At 57.4% G+C, this 22176-nt stretch carries 37 protein-coding genes and 1 riboswitch; of the genes, 10 read left to right on the top strand and 27 right to left on the bottom strand.

Annotated elements, in window-relative coordinates; translation table 11 throughout:
- Positions 1–28: 28 nt before the first annotated feature.
- From ACNAOV_RS05915 to ACNAOV_RS06010, 20 genes are all read right to left on the bottom strand, one after another.
- On the bottom strand, positions 29–307 hold the full coding sequence (locus ACNAOV_RS05915; RefSeq protein ID WP_416516990.1) for a hypothetical protein: 279 nt from the start codon (positions 305–307) through the stop codon (positions 29–31).
- Positions 304–675 carry a hypothetical protein gene (locus ACNAOV_RS05920; RefSeq protein WP_416516991.1) on the bottom strand — a complete coding sequence of 124 codons (372 nt, stop codon included), beginning with the start codon at positions 673–675 and terminating at the stop codon, positions 304–306. The genes ACNAOV_RS05915 and ACNAOV_RS05920 overlap by 4 nt, the downstream gene beginning before the upstream one ends.
- The gene (locus tag ACNAOV_RS05925) at positions 672–926 is read right to left on the bottom strand and encodes a hypothetical protein (RefSeq protein WP_416516992.1); all 255 of its coding nucleotides are present in this window, start codon (positions 924–926) and stop codon (positions 672–674) included. The genes ACNAOV_RS05920 and ACNAOV_RS05925 overlap by 4 nt, the downstream gene beginning before the upstream one ends.
- A complete protein-coding gene (locus ACNAOV_RS05930; protein WP_416516993.1) occupies positions 923–1186 on the bottom strand; it encodes a hypothetical protein in 264 nt (87 codons plus the stop codon). Before ACNAOV_RS05930 ends, ACNAOV_RS05925 begins: the two co-directional genes overlap by 4 nt.
- Positions 1183–1488 carry a hypothetical protein gene (locus ACNAOV_RS05935; RefSeq protein ID WP_416516994.1) on the bottom strand — a complete coding sequence of 102 codons (306 nt, stop codon included), beginning with the start codon at positions 1486–1488 and terminating at the stop codon, positions 1183–1185. The genes ACNAOV_RS05930 and ACNAOV_RS05935 overlap by 4 nt, the downstream gene beginning before the upstream one ends.
- Positions 1485–1880 (bottom strand): hypothetical protein, encoded by a 396-nt coding sequence (locus ACNAOV_RS05940; RefSeq protein WP_416516995.1) that lies wholly within the window; start codon positions 1878–1880, stop codon positions 1485–1487. Before ACNAOV_RS05940 ends, ACNAOV_RS05935 begins: the two co-directional genes overlap by 4 nt.
- On the bottom strand, positions 1877–2380 hold the full coding sequence (locus tag ACNAOV_RS05945) for a hypothetical protein (protein ID WP_416516996.1): 504 nt from the start codon (positions 2378–2380) through the stop codon (positions 1877–1879). The genes ACNAOV_RS05940 and ACNAOV_RS05945 overlap by 4 nt, the downstream gene beginning before the upstream one ends.
- Complete coding sequence (locus ACNAOV_RS05950) at positions 2377–3255, bottom strand: hypothetical protein (RefSeq protein ID WP_416516997.1); 879 nt, start codon at positions 3253–3255, stop codon at positions 2377–2379. Before ACNAOV_RS05950 ends, ACNAOV_RS05945 begins: the two co-directional genes overlap by 4 nt.
- Positions 3245–3637, bottom strand: coding sequence for a hypothetical protein (locus tag ACNAOV_RS05955; protein ID WP_416516998.1), 393 nt, complete (start codon positions 3635–3637; stop codon positions 3245–3247). Before ACNAOV_RS05955 ends, ACNAOV_RS05950 begins: the two co-directional genes overlap by 11 nt.
- 59 nt (positions 3638–3696) lie before the next feature.
- Positions 3697–5178: a DNA (cytosine-5-)-methyltransferase gene (gene dcm, locus ACNAOV_RS05960; protein ID WP_416516999.1), complete on the bottom strand. Its 1482-nt coding sequence runs from the start codon at positions 5176–5178 to the stop codon at positions 3697–3699.
- Complete coding sequence (locus ACNAOV_RS05965) at positions 5175–6158, bottom strand: DNA-methyltransferase (RefSeq protein WP_416517000.1); 984 nt, start codon at positions 6156–6158, stop codon at positions 5175–5177. The genes dcm and ACNAOV_RS05965 overlap by 4 nt, the downstream gene beginning before the upstream one ends.
- Positions 6151–6528: a hypothetical protein gene (locus ACNAOV_RS05970; protein ID WP_416517001.1), complete on the bottom strand. Its 378-nt coding sequence runs from the start codon at positions 6526–6528 to the stop codon at positions 6151–6153. The genes ACNAOV_RS05965 and ACNAOV_RS05970 overlap by 8 nt, the downstream gene beginning before the upstream one ends.
- A complete protein-coding gene (locus tag ACNAOV_RS05975) occupies positions 6525–7040 on the bottom strand; it encodes a hypothetical protein (RefSeq protein ID WP_416517002.1) in 516 nt (171 codons plus the stop codon). Before ACNAOV_RS05975 ends, ACNAOV_RS05970 begins: the two co-directional genes overlap by 4 nt.
- On the bottom strand, positions 7021–7497 hold the full coding sequence (locus ACNAOV_RS05980; protein WP_416517003.1) for a single-stranded DNA-binding protein: 477 nt from the start codon (positions 7495–7497) through the stop codon (positions 7021–7023). The genes ACNAOV_RS05975 and ACNAOV_RS05980 overlap by 20 nt, the downstream gene beginning before the upstream one ends.
- Before the next feature lie 207 nt (positions 7498–7704).
- The gene (locus ACNAOV_RS05985; protein WP_416517004.1) at positions 7705–7980 is read right to left on the bottom strand and encodes a hypothetical protein; all 276 of its coding nucleotides are present in this window, start codon (positions 7978–7980) and stop codon (positions 7705–7707) included.
- Positions 7977–8123, bottom strand: coding sequence for a hypothetical protein (locus ACNAOV_RS05990; RefSeq protein ID WP_416517005.1), 147 nt, complete (start codon positions 8121–8123; stop codon positions 7977–7979). The genes ACNAOV_RS05985 and ACNAOV_RS05990 overlap by 4 nt, the downstream gene beginning before the upstream one ends.
- 4 nt (positions 8124–8127) lie before the next feature.
- The gene (locus ACNAOV_RS05995; protein ID WP_416517006.1) at positions 8128–8829 is read right to left on the bottom strand and encodes a hypothetical protein; all 702 of its coding nucleotides are present in this window, start codon (positions 8827–8829) and stop codon (positions 8128–8130) included.
- Positions 8822–9079 carry a DivIVA domain-containing protein gene (locus tag ACNAOV_RS06000; RefSeq protein ID WP_416517007.1) on the bottom strand — a complete coding sequence of 86 codons (258 nt, stop codon included), beginning with the start codon at positions 9077–9079 and terminating at the stop codon, positions 8822–8824. The genes ACNAOV_RS05995 and ACNAOV_RS06000 overlap by 8 nt, the downstream gene beginning before the upstream one ends.
- Positions 9080–9160: 81 nt before the next feature.
- Entirely contained in the window at positions 9161–9349 is a 189-nt protein-coding gene (locus ACNAOV_RS06005) for a hypothetical protein (RefSeq protein WP_416517008.1), read from the bottom strand.
- The gene (locus ACNAOV_RS06010) at positions 9346–10167 is read right to left on the bottom strand and encodes a phage antirepressor (protein ID WP_416517009.1); all 822 of its coding nucleotides are present in this window, start codon (positions 10165–10167) and stop codon (positions 9346–9348) included. Before ACNAOV_RS06010 ends, ACNAOV_RS06005 begins: the two co-directional genes overlap by 4 nt.
- On the opposite strand from ACNAOV_RS06010, the gene ACNAOV_RS06015 reads away from it, so the two are divergent.
- On the top strand, positions 10154–10906 hold the full coding sequence (locus tag ACNAOV_RS06015; protein ID WP_416517010.1) for a hypothetical protein: 753 nt from the start codon (positions 10154–10156) through the stop codon (positions 10904–10906). The genes ACNAOV_RS06010 and ACNAOV_RS06015 overlap by 14 nt on opposite strands.
- Before the next feature lie 268 nt (positions 10907–11174).
- On the opposite strand, the gene ACNAOV_RS06020 is transcribed toward ACNAOV_RS06015, so the two are convergent.
- Positions 11175–11447 carry a hypothetical protein gene (locus ACNAOV_RS06020; RefSeq protein ID WP_416517011.1) on the bottom strand — a complete coding sequence of 91 codons (273 nt, stop codon included), beginning with the start codon at positions 11445–11447 and terminating at the stop codon, positions 11175–11177.
- A 165-nt stretch (positions 11448–11612) separates the two neighbouring features.
- Between ACNAOV_RS06020 and ACNAOV_RS06025 the strand changes: the two genes are divergently transcribed.
- The 4 genes from ACNAOV_RS06025 to ACNAOV_RS06040 all read left to right on the top strand — a co-directional run bounded on the left by ACNAOV_RS06025 (position 11613) and on the right by ACNAOV_RS06040 (position 13016).
- On the top strand, positions 11613–11930 hold the full coding sequence (locus tag ACNAOV_RS06025) for a helix-turn-helix domain-containing protein (protein ID WP_416517012.1): 318 nt from the start codon (positions 11613–11615) through the stop codon (positions 11928–11930).
- A complete protein-coding gene (locus ACNAOV_RS06030; protein ID WP_416517013.1) occupies positions 11920–12372 on the top strand; it encodes a hypothetical protein in 453 nt (150 codons plus the stop codon). The genes ACNAOV_RS06025 and ACNAOV_RS06030 overlap by 11 nt, the downstream gene beginning before the upstream one ends.
- Before the next feature lie 72 nt (positions 12373–12444).
- Positions 12445–12810 carry a hypothetical protein gene (locus ACNAOV_RS06035; RefSeq protein WP_416517014.1) on the top strand — a complete coding sequence of 122 codons (366 nt, stop codon included), beginning with the start codon at positions 12445–12447 and terminating at the stop codon, positions 12808–12810.
- A gap of 5 nt (positions 12811–12815) precedes the next feature.
- The gene (locus ACNAOV_RS06040) at positions 12816–13016 is read left to right on the top strand and encodes a hypothetical protein (RefSeq protein ID WP_416518164.1); all 201 of its coding nucleotides are present in this window, start codon (positions 12816–12818) and stop codon (positions 13014–13016) included.
- A gap of 166 nt (positions 13017–13182) precedes the next feature.
- On the opposite strand, the gene ACNAOV_RS06045 is transcribed toward ACNAOV_RS06040, so the two are convergent.
- Both ACNAOV_RS06045 and ACNAOV_RS06050 read right to left on the bottom strand, forming a co-directional pair.
- Positions 13183–13614, bottom strand: a complete 432-nt coding sequence (locus ACNAOV_RS06045) for a hypothetical protein (RefSeq protein ID WP_416517015.1) — start codon at positions 13612–13614, stop codon at positions 13183–13185.
- Positions 13615–13709: 95 nt separating this feature from the next.
- Complete coding sequence (locus ACNAOV_RS06050) at positions 13710–15026, bottom strand: tyrosine-type recombinase/integrase (RefSeq protein WP_416517016.1); 1317 nt, start codon at positions 15024–15026, stop codon at positions 13710–13712.
- 315 nt (positions 15027–15341) lie between these two features.
- On the opposite strand from ACNAOV_RS06050, the gene ACNAOV_RS06055 reads away from it, so the two are divergent.
- Positions 15342–15539, top strand: coding sequence for a hypothetical protein (locus ACNAOV_RS06055; protein ID WP_416517017.1), 198 nt, complete (start codon positions 15342–15344; stop codon positions 15537–15539).
- A 217-nt stretch (positions 15540–15756) separates the two neighbouring features.
- On the top strand, positions 15757–16191 hold the full coding sequence (locus ACNAOV_RS06060) for a hypothetical protein (protein WP_416517018.1): 435 nt from the start codon (positions 15757–15759) through the stop codon (positions 16189–16191).
- 174 nt (positions 16192–16365) lie between these two features.
- On the opposite strand, the gene ACNAOV_RS06065 is transcribed toward ACNAOV_RS06060, so the two are convergent.
- Entirely contained in the window at positions 16366–17082 is a 717-nt protein-coding gene (locus tag ACNAOV_RS06065; protein WP_416517019.1) for a LysE family transporter, read from the bottom strand.
- Between the two features lie 35 nt (positions 17083–17117).
- Positions 17118–18095: a DUF3737 family protein gene (locus ACNAOV_RS06070; protein WP_416517020.1), complete on the bottom strand. Its 978-nt coding sequence runs from the start codon at positions 18093–18095 to the stop codon at positions 17118–17120.
- 286 nt (positions 18096–18381) lie between these two features.
- Between ACNAOV_RS06070 and ACNAOV_RS06075 the strand changes: the two genes are divergently transcribed.
- Complete coding sequence (locus ACNAOV_RS06075) at positions 18382–19272, top strand: LysR family transcriptional regulator (protein ID WP_416517021.1); 891 nt, start codon at positions 18382–18384, stop codon at positions 19270–19272.
- Positions 19273–19404: 132 nt separating this feature from the next.
- Here ACNAOV_RS06075 and ACNAOV_RS06080 read toward each other — a convergent pair whose 3' ends face one another.
- Entirely contained in the window at positions 19405–19788 is a 384-nt protein-coding gene (locus tag ACNAOV_RS06080; RefSeq protein WP_416517022.1) for a VOC family protein, read from the bottom strand.
- A gap of 304 nt (positions 19789–20092) precedes the next feature.
- Here ACNAOV_RS06080 and ACNAOV_RS06085 point away from each other — a divergent pair, with 304 nt between their 5' ends.
- Positions 20093–20419, top strand: a complete 327-nt coding sequence (locus tag ACNAOV_RS06085) for a carboxymuconolactone decarboxylase family protein (protein WP_416517023.1) — start codon at positions 20093–20095, stop codon at positions 20417–20419.
- Positions 20420–20432: 13 nt separating this feature from the next.
- On the top strand, positions 20433–20987 hold the full coding sequence (locus ACNAOV_RS06090) for an NAD(P)H-dependent oxidoreductase (RefSeq protein ID WP_416517024.1): 555 nt from the start codon (positions 20433–20435) through the stop codon (positions 20985–20987).
- A gap of 94 nt (positions 20988–21081) precedes the next feature.
- On the opposite strand, the gene ACNAOV_RS06095 is transcribed toward ACNAOV_RS06090, so the two are convergent.
- On the bottom strand, positions 21082–21933 hold the full coding sequence (locus ACNAOV_RS06095; protein ID WP_416517025.1) for an aldo/keto reductase: 852 nt from the start codon (positions 21931–21933) through the stop codon (positions 21082–21084).
- Between the two features lie 147 nt (positions 21934–22080).
- Positions 22081–22141: riboswitch (guanidine-III (ykkC-III) riboswitch) on the top strand.
- Positions 22142–22176 lie beyond the last annotated feature (35 nt).

A 22176-nucleotide genomic window follows, 5' to 3' on the forward strand; every position in this document is an offset into this window, starting at 1 on the left:
CACAGGCAGATTTCTACACTCGGGCTGTTCATGACTCCTCCCTTGGTCCCAATTCACAGTGATCGTCGTCCGGGTCCAGGAACCAGTGACGCTCGCAGAAGCAGCCTTTCCCGTACACGAACAGCCAGTCCGTGTCCGGGTGATTTCCCAGAACGAACATCGCATCTTTGGTGGGCTTGGATCTCACGTATTGCTCAAGCAGCTGCTGCGCATCCAGGCTCATCCGGCTTTCGCATCCAGGCCAGGCGCAGACGACCTCTTGCCCACGTTTGTGTGTCGACGCAGTTTCCTGCTTCGTGTTGTTCATGATCTCTCCTGTGGACATATCCGCGTTGGGCTCTTGAGAGCACTTTCAATCCGGTCGGCGGCCACGTCAGGCGTGTGCCCGTCCCATTCGGGGGCCATTTCGACCTCCGGGCAGTCGAACAGGTCCCAGTACTTGTTTTCGTAGTGGTTGCTTACCTGCCCGGATGGAAGCTGGGCGCTGACGATGAACCATCCGCCGCCGAAGCACTGCTCCCCGTCGTGGTGCCGGTGCGACTTGACGACCGGCCATCCTGCCTGCCGCCAGGCTTTGACGGCCCAGGCATGGTAGAGCATCCGGTACCGGTACAGCTCGTCGAACGTGTGGTAGCCGTCGCTGATCTGTCCTATGTCCTGCGTTGTTGTGCTCATGCTTCCTCCCTGAGCGTGGTGGCTTTCATGTCCGGACCGACATTTAGCGGCATCCCGGTGGTGGTGACATAACAGTCCGCGAGGCATACCAGTATGTTCATGCCCATGTTGATTGCCAGAACCAGGCTGACGACCGCCGCCACCCATTCGTGCGATGCGATTGTCAATCCGGCGCAGATACCATCCAGAACCGCCGTCACTGCATACAGGACGATCATCCAATATTTGGGCCGGTATTTGATGATTCTCATGCTTGCTCCTCTAATTTTTTTGAATCTTCCGGGTCGGGTCCTGGGACTGGTTCGTCGTCCTCCCAATGCCAGTGTCTGCCGCAGTAGTCTTTCCGGTTTTCCGCATCGTGGTACCATTCATCGCCATTGTCCAGGTCTTCCAGTACTTCGATGGCATCCTTGTAGCTGGGCCAGCCACTCCATTCGTCGTCACTGCCCAGTACTCCGCATCCGGGCCAGTCGCATCGTGCCGTATGGCTGTGTCTTATCAGGTCGCTCATGATTCCTCCTCTGCTGCTGGGCCTGGCACCCTGTGCACCGGTATGCCGGGCTTCGGATGCCACTGCCGGTCTTCGTGCCAGTGTTTCGGGCAGTAGTCTTTCCCGGTCTGCGGATCGTGCAGCCAAAACCCCTCTGTCGCGGTGCACCACTGCGGCTTGTACCCTTCGTTTGGTGTGTAGGCCCACCACCTGATCGCTTCATACCGGTCTCTGCACGCCCAGGTTTCTTCGTCCTGTGATTCGTGTCCGCAGCCGGTCCAGTCGCATTTGAGGGCATGACCCTCCTCTTTCACGTCGCTCATGATTCCACCCCACTATGCTCTGAAACTGATTCTTTGCCGTCCTCCTGCCGTTTTCCCGTTCTGCCCGCACTCGGACTAGGGTCGGCGGCTGAACGGGGCTTGTAGGCCCGTTTAAACGCTTCGATGTATCGAGTTGCGGGCGGCAACCCTGCCTCCCGAGGATCCTCGCCCTTGTCGATGGCTTCGCGTATGCGCTGCTGCATGGGCGTATCCGTGACCGGCGGCCTGCCTGACAGGGCTCTCAGGCTGACCGCGATATCCACCAGGGCCAGCGACGATACATCCAGCGACCGTGTGTAATCTTCTCTGACCCACATGTCACACTGCGACCAGTCCATCGCATCAGCCAGCGTGTCGATCGGCATCGTCATTTTCGTTCTCCTCTTGCTCATGCTGCTCCTCCTAGGGTGTCTTTGAGGCTCATGGCCCCGATCTGCGACTGCCCGTGGCCCGCGAAGTGATAACGCTTCGGGCGTGGCTTGGCCGGCTTGGGCGCTTCGATGGCCTGCCTGTGCGCGGCTTCCACGGCTAGTGCGTGCGCCTGCTGGATGGGCATGCCCTGCTTTGCTTCCCTGATGAGCTTTTGCCGATATGCAAGAGCCTGCTCCGATCTGATGCCCGCCTGGTCCATGAGCTGTCCGATTGTCGCTTCGTCGGGGATGCGGGCTGTCTGGATGGCGCGGATGCCGGCGTTCACATCGCCGCTGAGCATCCACCGGCCCGTGTCGTTGGCCGAGTAGAAGCGTCTGACGGCTTCCAGCGCGTCCGGCAGGGTCGCGTCCTTGAGCAGTTCCTCGTGGAAGGTTCGGGCTTCCAGGTCGGTGATGGGCGCGTTGCCGTGGTGGGCACGGATCTTCACCAGCACCAGGGTGCTTTCCTTGAGGGTCATCATGCGGCTATCTCCTTTCTCGACTGCTGGTCTTCCTCCTGCGCGTAGCTGTTGACGAGCGTTGCGTTCCATTCCAGGTTCTGCTGCGACCGGCTCACACTGAGGTCAGGCTGGCGCGCTCGCGGTTTGGGTTTGTTCTTCCAGCCTCCGTTGCGCAGCCAGTTGCCCAGGGTGGGCACGTACTGGGGGTCACGGCCTTCGTTGGCGAGGATCTGCGCCCCGTTGAGGAGGGCCGCGAAGCTGGTGTGCGGGCTCTTCCGGTGCAGGACGCGCTTGAGCTCTCGGCGGCCGTCGTCGGGGTTGTCGTGGTTCGGGTAGATGCTCATGATCTGCTCGTACTCGCGGGTGGGTTGCGAGGAGGGCTGCCGGTATTCGGGCTCGTCGTCGCCCTCGCCCCCCGTTGGGGGGCTGTAGGGGGATTTATCGTTAGATAAATCTTCTTGTGTTCTTGTGTTCTTGTGTTTTGTCCGACTCAGGTCGAATTCATCCGTCTGAAAGTCGTCTGAATCTTCATCCTTGCTGTCTGAATGGTGGCTGTGCTTGCGTTTCCGGTAGTCTTCGGCGTTCCTTTCGCGTTTCTTCTCCACCTGGTCACGCCGGCAGTTGTGCTCCGTGTAGTCGTGGATCACATACCCGCTGTCCCCGTCGCGCTCCAGCAGGTCGACCGCGCACATCGCGTCGATCTCCTCGTCCGTGACCCCCAGCACGTAGCGCAGGTCCCGGCCGGGGATCCGCCCGTCGGTCAGATTGTCCGAGCAGTAGGCGATGGCGAAAACGAACGCCCCCACAGCTGACGGGCAGCAGGCCCGCAGTTCACGGATCTTCCCGTTCAGATAGAAGTCGTTCTTCAGCTTCGCGTATCCGCGTCTACCGGCCATGGCCACTTCCTCCCTTCCTGCCTCGATGGAAGCCGCAGGACCAGGCGTGCCCGTTGCGCAGGTTGCTGCCGGAGTAGACTCCTGTCCGTCCGCAGTCGCACCGGCAGGACCACACGATCACCCCGCCACGCTTGCCCGCATACCCGAGCACGGTCAGCCTGCCGAACCCCCTGCCGGTCAGATCCGTGATGGGACGCCGACAGTCGGGCACACGGATCATGGGCTTGCTCTCCTCACGCCGGCCAAGCAGGTAATCCCTGGACGGCCACACTTTGCGCCTGGATTTGACCCAGCGCAGGCGACGCTCATACTCGCCCCTGCTGAAGGTCGGCTCACGCAGCGTCCTGGCGATCATCAGGGTCCGCTCATCAAGCCACGTCATGATGCCCTCCCATCCAGGCAAGCAGGACAGACACCGCCAGCAGAGCCAAGGCCTGCAGATCATCCGTGCTCATGGCAGCCCTCCTCCGTCTGCTGGATGCGTCGGCCGATCCAGGCCATGACCGGCACGGCCATCGAGTTGCCGAGGGCCTTGTAGCGTGGGCTGTCGGGCGCATGCTCCTTGCCCCGGTAGGGCACGTCGGTCCACCCGTCCGGGAAGCCCTGCAGCCGCTCGCACTCCGTGGGCGTGAGACGACGCACCACGTTTTGGGCTGACACGCTCGGCTGCTTGGTGGTGGAGAGTGTCGGGCTGGTTTCAGCGTCAAGGCTCAGGCCGGCCCGCGCGGAGTTCTGCCCGGAGAACACGTAGCTGGCGCTCTTGCCCTCATGGGCGGTCAGCGTGGGCGTGAGATCCTCCTCGACTGCCGAGTTGGATCTGCTGTCCGTTGCACAAACGGGAGCTATAGCAACGGCATGCCGGTCGGAGGTGGTCAGCGTGTATGCGCCATCCTCATCCGGATTGCACACGCCCAAGTGGTGGCCGCCGTTGATTTTGCTCACGCGGCCGATCGCATTGCCTGCGATCTCGTAGACGGCCGGATTATGGTCGGTCTTGAGCGTGGGGCTCAGCTCCTCGCTGACCGCTATCGACCCTGCTTTGTGTCCTGCGTTGGGGAGGAAAGCCACGGCTTTGGCCTCCTGCACGAGGGGCACGTTGTTGCCGCCGGTGCCCATGCGTGCTGACAGTGTCTGGCTCACATCCTCATCGGCATACCTGATGCGCGAATCCTGCGGATGGTAGTCCAAGGCCACGGCCCTGCCGTCGCCACCTGAGCGCGCCCTGGTGTCCAGGGTCGGCCAAGCACCGTCAGGCCGGTAGATGCGACGTGACTGCGTATCCCATGGGGTCAGGCAGCCTCCGCCATCATCTGCGCCTCCAGCGCCGCCTTGAGCCTGCCGGGTAAGGGCCTGCCTCTTTTCTCGGCTCGTCGGATGATCCCAGCGCAGGCAGTCGGGCTCAAAGAGTACGTCGCAGCAACGTGTGTTTCCAAGACTGCCGACAAGGAACACACGGCGGCGTCGCTGGGCCACTCCGTAGTACTGCGCGTCCAAAATTCTCCATGCCAGACCATACCCGAGCCCATCCAGGGCTCTGAGCAGGCAGGCGAAATCCTCCCCGTGCGAGCTTGATAACGCTCCCGGGACGTTCTCCCAGACAAGCCAGCGAGGCATGAGCTCGCGTACTGCGCGCACATACTCCCACATGAGGCCGCTTGCCCCATTAAGCCCGGTCCGACTCCCTGCGACACTGAAAGACTGGCAGGGGCTGCCTCCGACCAGAACGTCGGCTGATACGCACTCACTATGCTGACTCCAATCAATCCTGGTGATGTCACCGTAATTCGGCACTTGCGGATACCTGTGTTTGAGGACAGCCGATGGGAAGGCCTCTATCTCGCTGAAAGCGATCGGCTCCCAGCCCAAAGGCTCCCAGGCCACGGATGCCGCCTCGATGCCGCTGAAAACGCTCACGTACCTCATGACACCGCCTCCAGGGTCCCCTGTGCGAGCCTGGTGTGCAGGCTCAGGTCCAGGTAGTCGCGGCTGATGTCGATGCCCACGTACCGGCAGCCGGCCTTGAGAGCCGCCAGGCCGGTCGTCCCCGACCCGCTGAACGGATCCATGACCACGCCCCCGGGACGGCATCCAGCCTTGATGCAGGTGGCCGGTAGCCGCTCCGGGAAGACGGCGAAATGTGCGCCTGCAAAAGGCTGGTTGGGGATGTCCCACACGTCGCCCGGATTGGCTGTCGAAAGTGCGGGGCCGTGCTGCTCTTTCCTCCCGTGCCGGTGCTGGCTGTACGCCTGGCCCGGCCGTCGCGGCTCGTCGCTGTCCCTGTCCCAGGACAGGGCGGCCTCGGACTGCACCGTGGCAGGCACCTTGATGGCATCAAGGCCGAACCGGTAATGCTCGCTCCTGGTCAAGAGGAAAATGTCCTCATGCTTGACCGTGAGCCGGTCAGAGGCACTGGAAGGCATGGAGTTGCGCTTATGCCAGATGATGTCGTTGCGCAGGATCCATCCGTCGTCCTGCAGGCGGAAAGCCACCCGCCAGGGGATGCCCAGCAGGCTCTTGCGCCGGACCGTCCGGCATGGGTGGTTGAGTCGTCCGGAGCATGCTCCCCTGTCGGAGGCCTGCTTGCCGGTCGCCGTCCCCCGCGTGCCGTCGGCCCTGCGGCCCTTTCCCGAGCCGGCATAGGAGTCGGCCAAATTAAGCCAGAGCGTCCCATCATCCTTGAGCACCCGGGCAGCCTCGTGGATGACAGCCGCCAGACGGTCCACATACTCGTCCGGAGTGTCCTCCAGGCCGATCTGGCCGTCCACTCCGTAGTCGCGCAGACCGTAGTAGGGCGGCGAGGTGACCACGCAGTCCACGCTCGACTCCGGCATGTCCTCCATCACACGGAGCGCGTCACCAAGCCACAGGCACACCGATCCATCCTGATAGTACGGCTCACTCATGGCTAGCCTCCTCGTCGGGTGCTCCTGCGAGCCGGGCGAGGGTGTCCAGGTCCATGAGCACGTACTGGTCGCCCATATGCGTGGCGCCCATGCCGGGACGGTGGAAGACCACCATCCCGTAGTCGGCTCCGGCGTTCGCGGCCTCCTGCCTGGCCTGGTCCATCCAGTCCGCGAGCGCGAAGCGTTTCTTGTTCTTGCATTCGAGGATCAGGCTTCTGGTGTGGATGTACAGGCCTTTGATGTCGCCTTCGTCCGCGTTGCCGTGGAGGGCCTCCCTGTGGATCATGCCCTCCGGGTCGCCGATACGGGCGCGCAGATAGTCCAGGACGGCGGTCTCGTATCTGGTGCCCTTGTCTTTCTGCCTGCTCATGACTGCTCCCTCTCGTGGTTGGCCTGTACGATCTGCCAGAGCATTTCGCTGGCCACGCGCTTCCTGTATGACTGTCTCTGGGGGTCGTAGCCGAAGGCCGGGTGCGGGATGAGGCTGAGACCGGAGCGTGACGGGCATAGGACGGCGTTGACCGCTTCGAGCATGATCTCCTGCTCCTTCAGCTGCTCGTACAGGCTGAGGGGGCAGGCCAGGTAGTTGACATCCCCGTAGAAGGTCAAGCCGTTGCCCGACGTGAAGTCGGCCATGCAGCTTTTGACCTCGTAGCAGACGAAGATGCCTTTTTCGACGCTGGTCGGCTCCACCGCGTAGTTGGGGGTGAAGGGTTTGAAGCCCACGTAGTCGATGCGCCGCTCCTGGGGTGTGCCCTTGTCGAAGCTCACCTCGGAAGCCCAGTAGTAATGCCTGGACTTGAGCCGGTGTTCGACCAGCCGGCCGAGCATCGCCGTCGTCTCCTTACGCGACCCTGACTGGTCAGAATTCAGGCTCGTCATTGCCTGCTCCTCCCCATGGATCCTGCGGTGGCAGGGTCGAACCCTGCGCCTGCCGTCCGCCGTTGCCGTTGCTGTTGCTGGTGGGGTTCTTGGTCACCTGGGCGGTGTTCCGGGACAAGGCGGGCCCGATCTCGTCAAGGTGCAGCTCCATCACGCTCCGGTTGTTGCCGTCCCTGTCCTGGTAGGAGCGTTGCACCAGCCTGCCGTGGGCGATCACCCGCATCCCCTTGGCCAGGCTGGCCTGGATGTTCGAAGCCATGGGGCTGTAGGTGGAGTCCCAGGCCGAGCAGCGCATGAACAGCGCCTCCCCGTCCACCCACTGGCTCGTGTTCCGGTCGTACTGTCTGGGCGTGGATGCGATGGTCAGGTTCGCCACCGTGCTTCCGTTGGACGTGGTGCGCAGCACCGGGTCGGCCGTCAAATTGCCCACCACCGTCAGATACGTGTCTCCAGCCATGTCACTTCCTCCTATGGGATCTGGAATTTCCGGTATCGCCCTTCACCTGGTGGAGCCGGGTGATTGCGTGTCTGTCCTCGGCCTCTTGGTTGCACATGAACCCGTGCCACCGGGCGCGGGCGCAGGATGAGGAATGGCACTGGTCGCATACGCCTGTGGTGGTGTGCGTGCAGTATTGGCATTGGCAGCCGGGGCTGGTGGGCAGGCTCATGGCCGGGCCTCCTTGCTGTGTTCGGGGCAGTAGCAGTGTGGGTGCAGCCGGGTGTCGCGCGTCCACCCGTAGTGGGTGGCGCCCAGGTCGAAGGCCGTCCTGGCGTCGTCGAACCCGCAGACCAGGTGGTCCTCCTCGTCGGTGGCCCCATCGAAGACGTGCCCGTCCGCGTGGATGGTGATATGACGGTCGCAGCCCGTATGGTCACAGCCGAAGCGCCAACCCTCCTCCGGGACATGCGTGGTGTATCCGTGCACATGGCTCATGCTCATGAGCGGTCTTCCTTCCCCATGCACCAGCCCCAGCCGGCCAGGGCGGCCAGGTCGACCAGGCCAAGCTGCGGGTATACGAGCGTCCAGATGGTGCTGAACAAGCCCATCGTGCCGCAGACGGCGGCCGCGAACAGCCATCTCATGCGTTCATCTCCCCGTACTCGCTGTCGATCCGCCAGCGATGGAAGTCTTCGGCATCAAATACTGGATCAGACCCTCAAACGGACCGGCGTCGTCGCTCTCCTCGTCCTCCCCGACCGCAAAATGCGCAGGGGTCAGGGGCATGAGATTGGCCATATCCTTATCGCTCTTGGCTGGCTGACCGAGGGAATCAAGCTCCAAAGACCACCAGGGCCCATCGTCTGTCGACTTCACGGACCTAGCCCAAAACTTGCCCAATCTATCCTGATAAAAGCCGGGTTTTACAGGCACGTTCACCTTGCGACGGAGGGCGCAGGACACGAGGTACACGGGGATGCACTGCCCTAAAGGAGTATCCGTGAGGACCTGCGAGTAAAACGAGCCCGGCATGATGGCTGATACCTTATACAGTCGGCCATTGGCCACTACAGCGTCGCCATGATGCAGGTCCTTGACATCTATCAGCCCCCAGTCGTGCTCATCCCACACCAGTTCCAAGCTCTCCACGTTTTCCGTCAGCAGCCATCGGCTTTCTCCAATGCCCCTCAGAACATAGTTTCCTTCACTTGGACTCCCGGCCGTGACCAGCCATTTACCCCAAAATGCCAGACGGCCCTCGATCACTGTGCCGCTGTCCATGACAGCCCGCACATGCTTACCCTCTATCTCATTGCGGGCGATGCCCTCATACCATGGTTTCTCACTCATTTGTCTTCCCTTTACGAGTGTTTCTGATTGCTTTCCGACGTCTCTTCAGCGAGCGCCGACGGTGCTGATGTCCGGCCTGCAGGGCGTGCATCCTGGAGTGGGTGATCAGCGCCCACAGGCTCACCTGCTCCAAACTGTCCGCCGCATCATCCAGCAGGTCATCCACCTCGTCAGCGTCATAACCCTGGTGGAGCCAGCCGCGCGTGGTAAGCAGTCTGGTTCGGATCTCATGGGGTGTGATCAGAGCCATCAGACCCACCCCCCAGTCCGTAGAGGGCGCGAGTAGCCGGGTCAAGGCGCTCCAGCTCCAGCTGGGCCAGCTCTTCCCTGCTCATTTGCCAGCCTCCGGCTGAGAGCCATATACAAGGCTCGCTACAACATCGTCAAGGTCTTTTGGCCTGTAGTAGTTGCGCTTGCCCAGACGGATCACATGGTCGCCGAAATACTTGTCGAAAGTGCGTTCCGGGAGTCCTCCCACATACTCTTGGGCCTCGTCCTCACGCAAGAGTGCCTTGTTCATGCGGCCCTCCTCAGATCCTTGCTTCGGACGGCGTCGAGCCGGTCCTGGCTGACATGCCTGGCGATCAGGCTCAAACCTTTGGCGGTCACCCTCACCTGAGGGGCGAAAGCAAACGATGAGCCATCCTTGAGCCGGCCGGTGCTCTCATAGGAGCGCATCATCAGATGGCCAGCATTCACCCGCTCCTGCGAGGCGACCCAATGCCCGTCACGCCGGTACACCCAGCCGTTCGAGGACAGCCAGTCGGCCAGGTCCCTGACGCGCATCGCGCAGCCCGCGCCGCTGAGCATCTTCGCCGCCTCGGCAACCGAATAGGAGCCCGAAGCATCAGCCAGCAGGTCCAGCGCTTTGGCCTTGGGCTGCAATTCACCTACTTTCTGCTCGGCCACGGCCCTTGCCGCTCGTTCCTTCTTGATCTCGTTAGCCAGACGGATCAGATAATCGGGGTCAGATAGGGTGTGCTCGACCACATCTTCAGACATGTACGCACCATGCCGGCGGACGGAAGGCAGCACCTCATGCGTCACCCAGCGCTGGAACTCCCTGGCCTGCGGTTTGTCCGAGCGGAGCACAATCTTGTACAGGCCGGACTCGTTGACGATGTTGACCGGCTCGTTGCTGCGTGACCCTAACCCAGCCTTAGGGTCAAACTTGGTCACCTCGTCGGAGTCCAGACGCTGCGCCACCCTGCTTGGGTTGGTGAGTTCAAGCGCATCACACACGTCCTTGAGCACCCACCAGGTCTGCCCCGTCTCAAAAGTCAGCGTTCTTACTTGATGACCCTTAAAATCAAAGGGCTGTATAATGTCAGTTGACATTGGATATTTACCTACTTTCTTTGTCATCGCCGCAGTTGCAGCTGCGGCATTCTTCTTATATGGAAAGATGCGGATCATGCTCACTAAGGCGAGACAGGCCATCAAAAGATGGCGGCTGGCGCACCTCAACCGGCAGATAGCCAAAATCAGAGGGTCCTCATGGGTGCTGCCATACATCGACGAATACGGGCACCGGACACCCTGCGTTTCGACCAAGCCGCTCTTCTTCACCAATGCGGAATCGCTCAAAGCCTTCGTCGACGAAGTGGCACATGGACAAGGCCAGCCACAATACACAGTGCTCATCAACTCCACATTTGAAGAGCACCTTACCGAGCACGAACAGCTCGAAAGATTTATCAACGCCGCGCCAGGGTCTAGAACTCGACTGCAGATCGATTTCTCAGGCCACACGACACAGCATGCTTCCAGTCCCGAGCACCTCACCATTACGTTCGCATCCAAAACCCGCTTCGAAAAAGCACATACCGAGATCACCGGAACGCAGGACAAACAGCTGGGGATGATCATCATGGCCGCATGCGACCGCCAAGCAAAGCCCATTGGCCCCATCCAACGCCATCGCACCATTCCGATGGTCGAACCCATTGACGCAAAGGAGGAGTCCGACAGGCGCAACCGGTGGGAAACCAACTGGAAAAACATCCTCGTATCAGCCATGGCAGGCCTCATCAGCGGCACCCTCCCCATGCTGGTCCGCGCCATCCTGCATATCTGACATGCTCCGTTCCAGGCGACGAAGCAACCACGGGTGCCGGACATGCGGCTCAGCCATCTGGAGTTCTCGCAACACCCTGCCCACGGTCAGACCATCCAGGAACGGGCTCTCGTCGCACAGATCCATGACCACATGACGGGCTTTGTCCGGGGATAGACCCCGATAGACACCAAACCCCATCATCAAGGTCAACATCGCCCACGCCAGCGAATCATTCCAGCGCAAAGCATGGTAAAGAAACCACAACGTCCTCAACTTGTGCCACATGTCACGCCGCCAGCCGGTTGTCAGACAGATCTTGCCTATGCATGGAGGCATCGAATTCCGCTGATTTAATCAAATCGTCAAAGGTAATACCAAGCCATTCAGCCACCTGATTCAGATCCTCGGTTGAGAATGGCCTCTGAAACCTGAACCGCTCGTATACATATTTCGGGTCCCTGCCCAATGCTTTTGCTACGTCCTTGCCGCTGTACCCGCAACGGGCCGCTTCCGCCCTCACTGCCCGGATGATCCGGGTGGAGGATTGCTTAAGTCTCATTTCTGGCACACCTTGATAGTGCCATATTTGGGACTATCTGTCAACTCAAAGCGGGACTTATTGTAAAAAGTGCCAAAATTGGTTACTATAAGGACTATGAAAAAGAGAGACACGTTCACTGACCAAGCAATCAAAACTATTGAGTCCACTCGGCAGGAAGTGGGCATGACGACCCAGGAGCTCATCCGACGCTCCGGCATCAGGAGATCCACATTCTTCAGGAAGATGCGCGGGGATACCAGCTTCACCACCGAGGACATCGATGCGTTGGCCAAGGCCATGGGCGTCGACCCATTCCTTATCCTCAGCAACGCAGCCGAAAGAGCCGATACACTTAAGAAGACACATTTGGACCTCTCCCAGCTTCCCGAGGATGAGAAGGTGGCCTACGTGCTGGACAAGGTCAAGGCCGGCGACCAGTCCCTGGCGGCCATGAAGGATCCCAACAAGGAGAAGGAGGCAGAAGGCGGCGATGGCAGATAAGGATCCAAGGCTCCTGGACGGTCTGACGTCGACGATGACGTACGGGCAGATGCGCCGCTACGCCGACACTCTGAACGTCACTATCGGCAGCGCGCTCCTGCCGGCAGGCATGACCGGCTTCTACGATGAAGCCACCAGGACCATCCTCATCGACAGGCAGCTCATCTACTGCCAGAAACGCTGCACCCTCGTCCACGAGCTCATCCACTGGCAGCATGCCGACGCCACCAGGAACGGCATATTCGGAGCACGTCTGGAACGTAGGACGCGACGCGAAACCGCGCTGAAGCTCATCAACCCACTCGAATACCAGACGGCGGAAGCCATGTACGAAGGCGACCCCTACCAGATCGCCTGCGAACTCGACGTCACCCTCCAGATCATCCAGGACTACCAGCGCATACTCGATTCGAGCGTGATGCGCTGCAAAGTACAGAGCTGATCCCAACAAGCATGACCACCGTACAGAACAACTGGTAGTCTGCTGGTAGTCACAGAAGACGAAAGGAATCACATGGTCAAGAAATTGGCCTCGCTGCTCCTGGCGGTATGCGCATTAGTCTCGCTCGCTGCATGCGGAGGACAGAGCTCCGATGCAGTACAGCGGCTCAACGCCGAATGCAGCAAAGCATCCGATGCCATCCAGTACAACAAAAAAGAGAACAGCATACTGTACATATCTGAATTGGAGTCGAGCTCAAGCCCGGAGCCTTTGCCGGGCCTTTCATGCATCACAAAAACCATCGGCGTTACCGCTGACGAGCTGAACGACCAGGTGCAAGAAAACGGCAGCGGGTATTTGGAAAAGAATGGATACAGCATAGGCATATCTTCTACCGGGCAAAATGTCATGCTTACCATAGAAGACCAAGAGAAGTGACAGTAATGAAGTTCGGTATGCGCACGCCCAGTCCCAGGCGCTCCCTCAAGGCGCGAACCACGGGCAAGTGGAAGAGGCAGGCGAAGAAGGCCCTCATCCCCGGCTACGGGAGGAAGGGCATGGGGTGGATACGGAACCCCAGGAAAGCCGCCTACAACAAGATCTACCGGAAGACAACGTTCAGCATCTGGGACCTGTTCAAGTAAACAGGATGTCCGGCTCCACTTCGGGGAGGCTTCGGATACCCTTTTGAACGGCAGAAACCTTTAAGGGCTAATTAGTTTAAATACCGACCGTGGTTCAAGAGATGCTATGAAGACAGTTCTCAACTAAATACTTAATAGTATTTAATCATGACGGTTGTGGATACACTTATACCAATCCGAGTACAGCTAGCATGAACGCAACAACAACAAGCAGAGCCCTCATCAATTCGCTAAAGCTAAGTTTATCCTTATATACATCAGTTTTCTTTATGGCATCAGCCGCATCTTTGGAAAGCATAACATCAAGAGTATTATTCATATTTCTTATCTCCCAATCAAACACTCCACTGACTGCAGCGGCCGTTGGCGCCAAGAGCTTCATAAACGGTTGAAAAGCCAAAAATATCTTTGGGAAGCAAAAGTCTAGTAAAAGCAGTACGCAGTAAAGCACAACCAGAATGACACAGGAACCAATACATTGTCTCTTTCTTTTCGTGCTATAGTATCCACCATCCAGTTTACTTTTTGCATAATTTTCTAGGACATTTATACTTATCGTTTTATCGTCTGTTTGTTCTTCATCTTTTTTCTTACGCATAGCCGCTTACCTTTCAAAATAAAACAAATATGCATCCTGGAAAAAGAGACTACTCATAAATTGGACGGAAATCGAACAATCAGGATGAAATGAATTCACTCGATGCCTAGCGCGCTGTCTATTTTGAGCATGGCCTGCTTGCGTTCCTCTAGGCCTGCGGTGCGGTAGTGCATGGTCATGGCCTCGCTGGAGTGGCCGACGATCTCCTGGATGAGCTGCAGGTCCACGCCCTGGCTGGCCAGGAGGGTGACAGCGCTGTACCTGGTCTCATGCCCGGTGTGCCCTTGAGGGTCGACGCGGGCTTCCTCCATGAGCTTGCGGAAAGCTGCGTTGTCCTGTTTCTTGCCTATGGGGGTGCCGTCCTCGCGCGCGAAGATGAGTCCGTATGGGTCTGGTCGGTTTTTCACTGCTTTCCGGTATCGGCGCATGACCTCCGCGAGCGGCGGCACGATGGGCACGATCCTGCCGGTGCGCGATTTGGGCCTGGTCAGCGCGTAGGGTCCGCAAAGGGGCTTCATGTCGTACCCGTCCGGGGTGAGCCACTGCGCGTCCGGGCATAGGGACGGCTTCTTCTTCTTGCATGGGTAGATGCCATTCTTTGGATCGCCGCATCCGTGGACTTTGGTGACGGTCTGCAGCTTCCAGTCCACCGTGTATACGCCGCGGCGCAGGTCGAGGCTGTCCCAGGTCGCGCCGAGTATCTCGCCCTGCCGCATCCCTGTCAGCATCCGCCACCACCAGACGGCCCCCTCGTCCACGGGCTTCTGGGATGCGACCTCGAGCATGGCGCGCAGCTCGGGCACGCTGAAAGCGCTACGGCCCTCCCCCTGATCCTTCCGGCTCGGAGTTTTGACAGCCTGGACAGGATTGGAGGGGATGAGCCTGTCCGCCCATGCGGCCTGCATGATCTGGTTCAGGCAGGTGCGTATCTGACGTTTGAGGCTGACCCCTGCTGGCCCTTTGGGCTTGCCTTTGTGGTCGTATGCCTGGGCATCCTCAAGGATGGTGCGCACGGTGCTGGGCACGATCTTGGTCAGCTTGGTTCCGGAGTACCGTGCGAGATGGCGGTCGACGATGGTCCGGTACATCTCTATGGTCTTCGGGTCGGCCTCGTGCGTCTTGTGTTCGAGCCACTGGCGGGCGTAGTCGCCGAGCCTAACATCGTCGTTGTCCACATAGCCGGAGTCGGCAAGCTTCTTCCGTGCTTTCGTGAGTTTTTCCTTTACGTCGGCGCTGGTCTTGCCTGTGAGGGTCTTGCGGATGCGCCGGCCCGACGCGTCATAGCCGAGGTCAACCCTGGCCATCCACCGTTGGGTGCGCTTGGTGACCATCCTGCCGTCCTTGTCTTTGACCTTGTAGGTGTGCCAGTACGTGTATGGCTTGGCCGCTCCTGTGGCCCGCTGCTTGGGCATGATGCCTCCTGACCAGAAATGTGTGACCCATGTGTAACCCATCCTAAGCCAGCGCTATAGCATATCTAGAGCATTGCAGTAGCCCGGCAAACGCTGATATTCCGCCATTCCTGCATTCGGATGGGTTCTGCCGGATAGCCTAGCACATAATTGTGGTTCAGGAGGTCGCGCGTTCGAGCCGCGTTAGCCACCCCAGCTCGAACCCCTACTCCCGATTGGGAAACAGGGTTTTATCATATATGTGATTCCTGCTTATGGTCGAATCTTGTGCGCCATTTGTGTGCCAAAATCGGGAAAAATATAGCGACCCGCCCTATGCCTACGCTCGATCTCCCTGACGGTCCTTTCGATGGCCCCGTACCAGATAGCGGCCAAATCTGCCCTGATCTGCTGATGAATACTTGCGGAGTGCTCATGGTCCTGCCGGCTGAGGCCGGCCTGCTGCTACTGGTCGATGACCTGGTCGAGAAGCTTGTGAAGGAGGATGGTCAGCCACTTCCGCGAATCTTCTGACGCGGGCACATAGCCGGGATGGTTGTCGGGGATCTGGGAAATGTCATCAGGAATATAGGCCATACATGGATGATAGACCGGACTCATATGATGATATGAACAGGGCCGGGAGGTCGCCGCCCCAGTGCGACTCGTCCGAGTATCCCCATCCTGCATCACATCGTTAGAGATGTAATATAGGCATCAGCAGGAGGTACACGCAGCCAGGGAGGACAAGATGGCACTCTGCGGCATCACCTACAGATGTGGACACACGGACACGGTGCAGATCAAGGGCATCAACTGGTTCGGGAAGCGTAAGAAGAAGATCGCCTGGTATGGAACCATCGACTGCCCAGCCTGCCGGTTGGCGAAGGCCCGTCAGGAGCACGATGGCCTGCCCGCGCTTGAAGGCAGTGACGAGCAGGTGGTCCGCGCCGCCGATATACGCGAGAAGATGGTGGTGTTGCTGAAGGTGCTGGAGAGGCTGGACGAGGCACAGAAAGAACACGACCGCCGGGCCGGGCTCGGGACCACCGAAGAGCAGAAAGCATTTGCCCGCACCGTCGCCTGGATCAAGGCCCAAGCATCCGCATCATGGTGGATCGATCACCAGGACCAGTCCGAAGTTATGCTGGCCGCTCGGGAGGCGCTGCACGAGCAGGAGGCCTGACATGGGCATAATCCCCATCACACAGTATAAGGAACCAATCCTCTGTCGCGAACCTGCACAACGCTTTCCTCCCCAAGGGTGAGGCGAATATTCAGACGAAATACATCGACAACAACATGCGATGCGTTGGTTTGATACGTCAGAAATACCCTCTTATCTAAAGAGCAGCACAGCTCACAAGTTGAAGATGAAGACCGAGATTCCGAATATGATAAGGAGCAGGTTGCCAGCCAAATCGAACCAAATTACGATGCGTGGCTGTGTCTTCTTTTGTAATACCTCCACCATGGCAGTCAAGAGGAACCACCAAGTCATCATCCCTGCAAATATGCCAATTATGATCCATATACCCGAACAAGAGTTCTGATTCCAGTCAGCATTGAGAACAGAGCGAGAGAGCGACAGTCCAAGCATTGAAACTGGATTGGTAACACCTGTAGCCAGACCCAAAGCGAAAGAAATTAGATTATATCGGTTACCGATATTAGGTGTCATGAACAGCTGCGATTGCGAATATATAAGCTGCTCACAACTACCAGATGCTATTTCGTCCCCCGCAAGGCGAACATCGCTTTTTTGGCAATCAGCTCGTTCGGCAGGCCTTTCTGGCTTAAGGAAGTCGTAAAGTCTGAGGACCCCGATCGCCACAGCCAGTATGGCTCCCGCGAATACAATCGGCTTTTGATAACTGAGGAAAGTCTGAGAAAGCAAGCTGGGGCCAAAAAATCCGAAAGCACCATACAAGCACACTGCCACGGATGACCCCATGCCGGTGATGAAACCAGCTGCAGGCCCTGCAGACAGGGTCCTCTGCATGCTCATAATTCCTGCAGCTCCAACAGGCATTCCAAAAACCAGTCCGATTGCGAGACCTGTCAGCAAGCTGATCATTATTACTCCTGATAGGACAACGGCTTCCGACGCAATTACCGCGTACGCGAAGTCGCAGAATTTTCTTCAATGATGGTTTTCTCAGGATCGACTCGCTCAGGCTCCAGAGCAATCTTGCCGAATCCATCCGCCCGAATGGTTCCAAACTGCGGATTGAGTATGCTGTCTACATAACCCCTGGCTTCCACATCCACATTTGAATACTCGAAAGCCAGGGTTGTGTTGATCAGACGGCAGTTGCGCAGAACAAGGTTATCTATGTAGCACATGCCCTGCAGGCTTTCGATCTGGCAATTCTCAAAAGTCAGGTTTTTAGAGTTCCAACCCAGGTATTCCCCTGAGATGGTCGAATTCCGGACCGTTACATTCTCCGAATTCCAGAATGCGTCCTTGGACAGTATTCGGGCATGGTCAATATTTATGTCACTGGCACCATCAAAGGAATAATTGCCATCCAAGCTGAAATCGCGTGCTCTGATGCCGTGGCTGTTCATGGCAAAATAATCGCCTTGCGCGCTGACGTGCTCCATATCGATGTCGCTACAATTCCATAGGGTCTCATCCGCATTAGGCATGGTTACATCCCTCATTACTATGCCGCTGGAGCGCCTGAAAGTTTTGGGGGCCTGAATAGTGGTGTCCTCAAGGCTTATGTTTTGTGTATACCAGATTCCAGCTCTGGCCATGGTGAACAGCCTGCAATCCTTCAAGGAAATATCTTTGCAATACCATAGCGGATACTTCCACTGAAAACCGCTTTGGTTAAGACGTATATCACTGGCATGCTTGAGCGGGGATTCCCCATCCGCAAAGGTGACCGAGTCAAAATCATGATGTTTGCAGAAGAAAGCCGCGCGTTCACCCGTCAATCGTCTTTGCACTGTTTTAAGACGCGGGCCGAGTTCTGCTTCCACTTCATTTGACTCTCTCACCCCAGAGACCTGCGACTTCCCCTTAATTTGAACTCCAGATTCAGATCTATTTGTATTGATTTGAAATGAACTGGAAGTCATTAACTGTTCCTTTCGTCAAAGCAGCAAGCAATTAGATGGAATTCACTAGAGCGATGACGCCCATGTGCTGAAACTAAAAACAGTAAACATCAATGGTTGATTCATATCAAATACCTATATTTAATGTATAATCATGCTTAATAGATATGGCGAAATAAGGGATCTGACATTTAATATGCCCATGAATGTCAGATTGACATAGGTAGAATCATCATCCAAAGAACCAAGCCATTGATCATGAGCTCGTCAAAAGTGAACCACTTGGAGGCTTAGATTGAATTTACGAGTGCTGAGGTATTTCCTGGCCATCGTTGAAGAGGGAAGCATCACTGGGGCAGCTGAGTACCTGAGCATATCCCAACCATCCCTGTCCAGGCAGATAAAAGATCTGGAAGAGCATCTAGGACACAAACTCTTTGACCGCGGAAGCCGCACAATCACACTGACTCCGGCCGGGGAACTGTTGCGCGACCGGGCACGCGAGATCGTACTCATGGCCGACCGTGCCGAGGTCGAGCTCACAAGCATGGACAGGCCAGTCAACGGCAACGTCTACATCGGCACAGGGGAAACAGAAGCCGTACGCTTCCTGGCCAGGGCCGCAGAGTGCATGCTGCAGCAATATCCTCAGGTAAAATTCCACATTTTCAGCGGCAACGGTCAGGCCGTAACAGATCAATTAGAATCAGGGCTTCTGGATTTTGGCCTGCTATTTGAGCCCTCGGACAACACCAAATACTCCTATATCAGCTTGCCTACAGCCGACAGATGGGGATTGCTCATGCGCAAGGACTCAACGTTGGCCAGCCATGATGGCATCCGCCAGGAAGATCTTGAGCAGATACCCCTCCTGCTCTCGCGGCAAGTCAGGTTCGACAGAGAATTCAGCGGGTGGAGTTCCTTCTCGGAGCACGAACTGCATGTTGTAGGAACCTACAATCTGCTCTTCAACGCGTCACTATTCGTCAGTGAAGGTTGTGGTTACGCGCTCTGCCTGGACCGGATCATCAATCTGACCGAGGACTCGAATCTGGTCTTCAAACCTCTGGTGCCTGAACTTAGAACAAGAGTGAACCTGGTTTGGAAGAGCAATAGACATTTTTCATCAGCGGCGAGTCGGTACCTGGAAATATTACGAAGGCAGATTGGAACAGAAAACGCCTGCAAATCGGCATAAGCCGGGAAAACCCTATGATTCGACTCGGAATATAAACAGAAACACGAAATCCAACCTGCACTTATCGAACCACCGGCTCAGAGAATCTAGCCGCAGGATGCATGCGCTGGTGCATCCGGTTCTTCTCCAGTATCAGTCCTGGTCGTATCTGGAAAGCTCGATCAGGTTCCTGTCGGGATCCCTGACATACACCGAGGTGATGGCCCCATGGGCGCCGGTCCTGCTGACCGGACCCAGATAGTCGACACGATGCTCACGGAGCGCGGCAACCACATCATCCAGCGGATCCTCCACCAGCAAACACAAATCAGCAGAGCCGGGCGTAGGCCTGTCCGCCTTAGGGTCAATCTCGTGGCCGGCCTCATGAATGTTGATCTTCTGCCGGCCGAATCTCAACGCCAACCGCCCATCGCCGAACATCCGCACCTGCATGCCCAGCACATCACGGTAAAAGGCGCAGGTCGCATCGACATCCCGCACTGTGATGACCAGATGATCCAAACCAGTGATCCTCATTTACTCAACTCCGATCGCAGAACAACCCAAAAGACAGCCTATACCCCCGCAAGCCAAAAAGCGGCATTGCAGCCAGCAAAGAAGGCGACCCATTGCCACAACAGACAAGTCCTCTACCCGAGCCAAAAAGAAACCGATCGGGCAGAGGCATGACAATAAACCCATGCAAAAAACGAATACCTACATATAAGCAATCAGCATTATACATACCGTTTCGAGAGCCCTAGACTGTTGCCGTTCACATCCAAGACAGCAGTGAACCTGCGTCTTGGACCATCATACAGTCAGCAAGGAAGAGAAGATCATGGCCACAAAACAAACAGCAGGAAGAGAGCAGTTGGGTGAATTCGCACCTCAGTTCGCAGCTCTGAATGACGATGTTCCATTCGGCGAAGTCTGGGCTGATGAACAAGCACTGTCTGCACACGACAGAAGCATGATCACCATAGCTGCATTGATTGCCATGGGCAGCACAGAACAGCTCGACGCTCATCTGAACATCGGAAAAAAGAACGGCATCACCAAGGACGAGATAGTAGCGGAAATTACCCATCTGGCCTTCTACGCAGGCTGGCCGAAGGCCTGGTCGGTCTTCAACCGTGCCAAGCAAATCTGGCAAAATGATGACTGAAGGAGAGCAAGGAATGGAACAAAACACCAAGACGGCGGTCCTGGTCTTCCACCCCCATATGGAAGCCTCACGGATCAACGCCCGCCTCATGCGGGAAGCCATGGGGCATGATGATGAGGGCATCCTGGTCCGGGACGAATACGCTGCCTTGCGCTCAGGTCAAATCGACATTCCCGGCGAACAAGCATTCGTCAAAGGCTGCGACCGTCTGGTTTGGCAGTTTCCCATGTACTGGTACAGCTGCCCTCCCCTGCTCAAAGAGTGGGAAGACCTGGTGCTCACCTACGGATGGGCCTACGGTACCCACGGCGATGCCCTGAAAGGCAAGGAACTCATGCTCGCCGTCTCGGTCGGCTCTGCTGGAGAGAACTATCACCATGAGGGTGAATTCGGCTATACGGTGGACGAGCTCCTGGCTCCGTTCAAAGCTACCAGCAATCTCATCGGAACCGTCTATCGGAAGCCCTTTATTCTCACAGGAGTCAGCTCAGGCATGAGCGATCAGAACCTGGAAAAGGCAGCCAAGGATTATTTGAGCCGTCTGCAAGACGACTGGCCAGCACAATAAGCCTCAGCGACGATCCCTGATATCAGGACGAGGGCTTCCACACTGGAATCTTCAAGTGCGGGCGCCCTCGTCTTATCGACTCAGCGAGCCTCAGTCACTGTGTATGGGATATCCCATGCAGACGTGTAGCCTCCTCGGGCGTATCCACATCAAGAATGAGCGGCACTCCCGTATCCATAGCACTGATGTCATGCATATCGTCATCATCAAGACTGAAATCTGCAATATTGTGGTTCTCACGAATCCGTTCCTCATGCACGGATTTCGGGATGGCGCATATCCCCTGCTGGGTCAGCCAACGCAATACCACCTGGGCCGGGGTCTTGCCATAGCGCTGACCAATACGCTTGAGGACAGGATTGTCGAAAATGCCCCGACGACCCTCAGCCAGGGGCGCCCAGGCCATGGGTGCAACCCCCTGCTCGGCCATGACCTTTCGAAGTGCGATCTGCTGGGTGAAAGGATGTAGCTCAATCTGATTGACCATGGGCGCGATTCGGCTGGAAAGAATCAAATCAATCAGCCGGTCAGGCAGAAAATTGCAGACTCCGATGGCACGAACTCGACCCTGCTCGTACAGGTCTTCCATAGCTCTCCACGACCCCTGATAATCGCCATAAGGCATATGGATGAGGTACAGATCCAGGTAGTCCGTCTGCAGGTTCATCAATGTTTTTTCAAAGGACTGTATCGTCCCCTCATAACCCTTTTGCTGAATCCAGACCTTTGAGGAGATGCTCACCTCCCCTCGAGGAATGGCGGCTTCACTCAGAGCATCCCCCACTGCTCTCTCATTGCCGTAGCAGGCGGCCGTATCGATAAGGCGGTAGCCGTCATCGAGGGCCGACGCCACCCCACGCTTGCATTCATCCAAATCATCTATCTGGTAGACTCCGTATCCCAATATGGGCAGCTCGAAGCCATTGCTCAGTTGCAGGTCTTCCATGCGCTATCGTCTCCTTGGTGATGCCCTCCTGCAATCTAACAAAGCGTGGGAAAACAGTACAATGCCTGCAGTATATGGTTGCCCATTCATCTTCTGCATATGCGGCACACCAGACCTTCGGCCTCCTACCAGTGGTGCTACAGTGTCTTTCCGGAAGCATCCCTTCCCCGGACGAGACGCGCCGTACCCGGATTGACGACGACGCTCATTAGGTCACTCGTGGAAGGATGTGGTTGGTTTGTT

The organism is Bifidobacterium asteroides (assembly GCF_048001765.1).
Classification (GTDB): Bacteria; Actinomycetota; Actinomycetes; order Actinomycetales; family Bifidobacteriaceae; genus Bombiscardovia; species Bombiscardovia asteroides_K.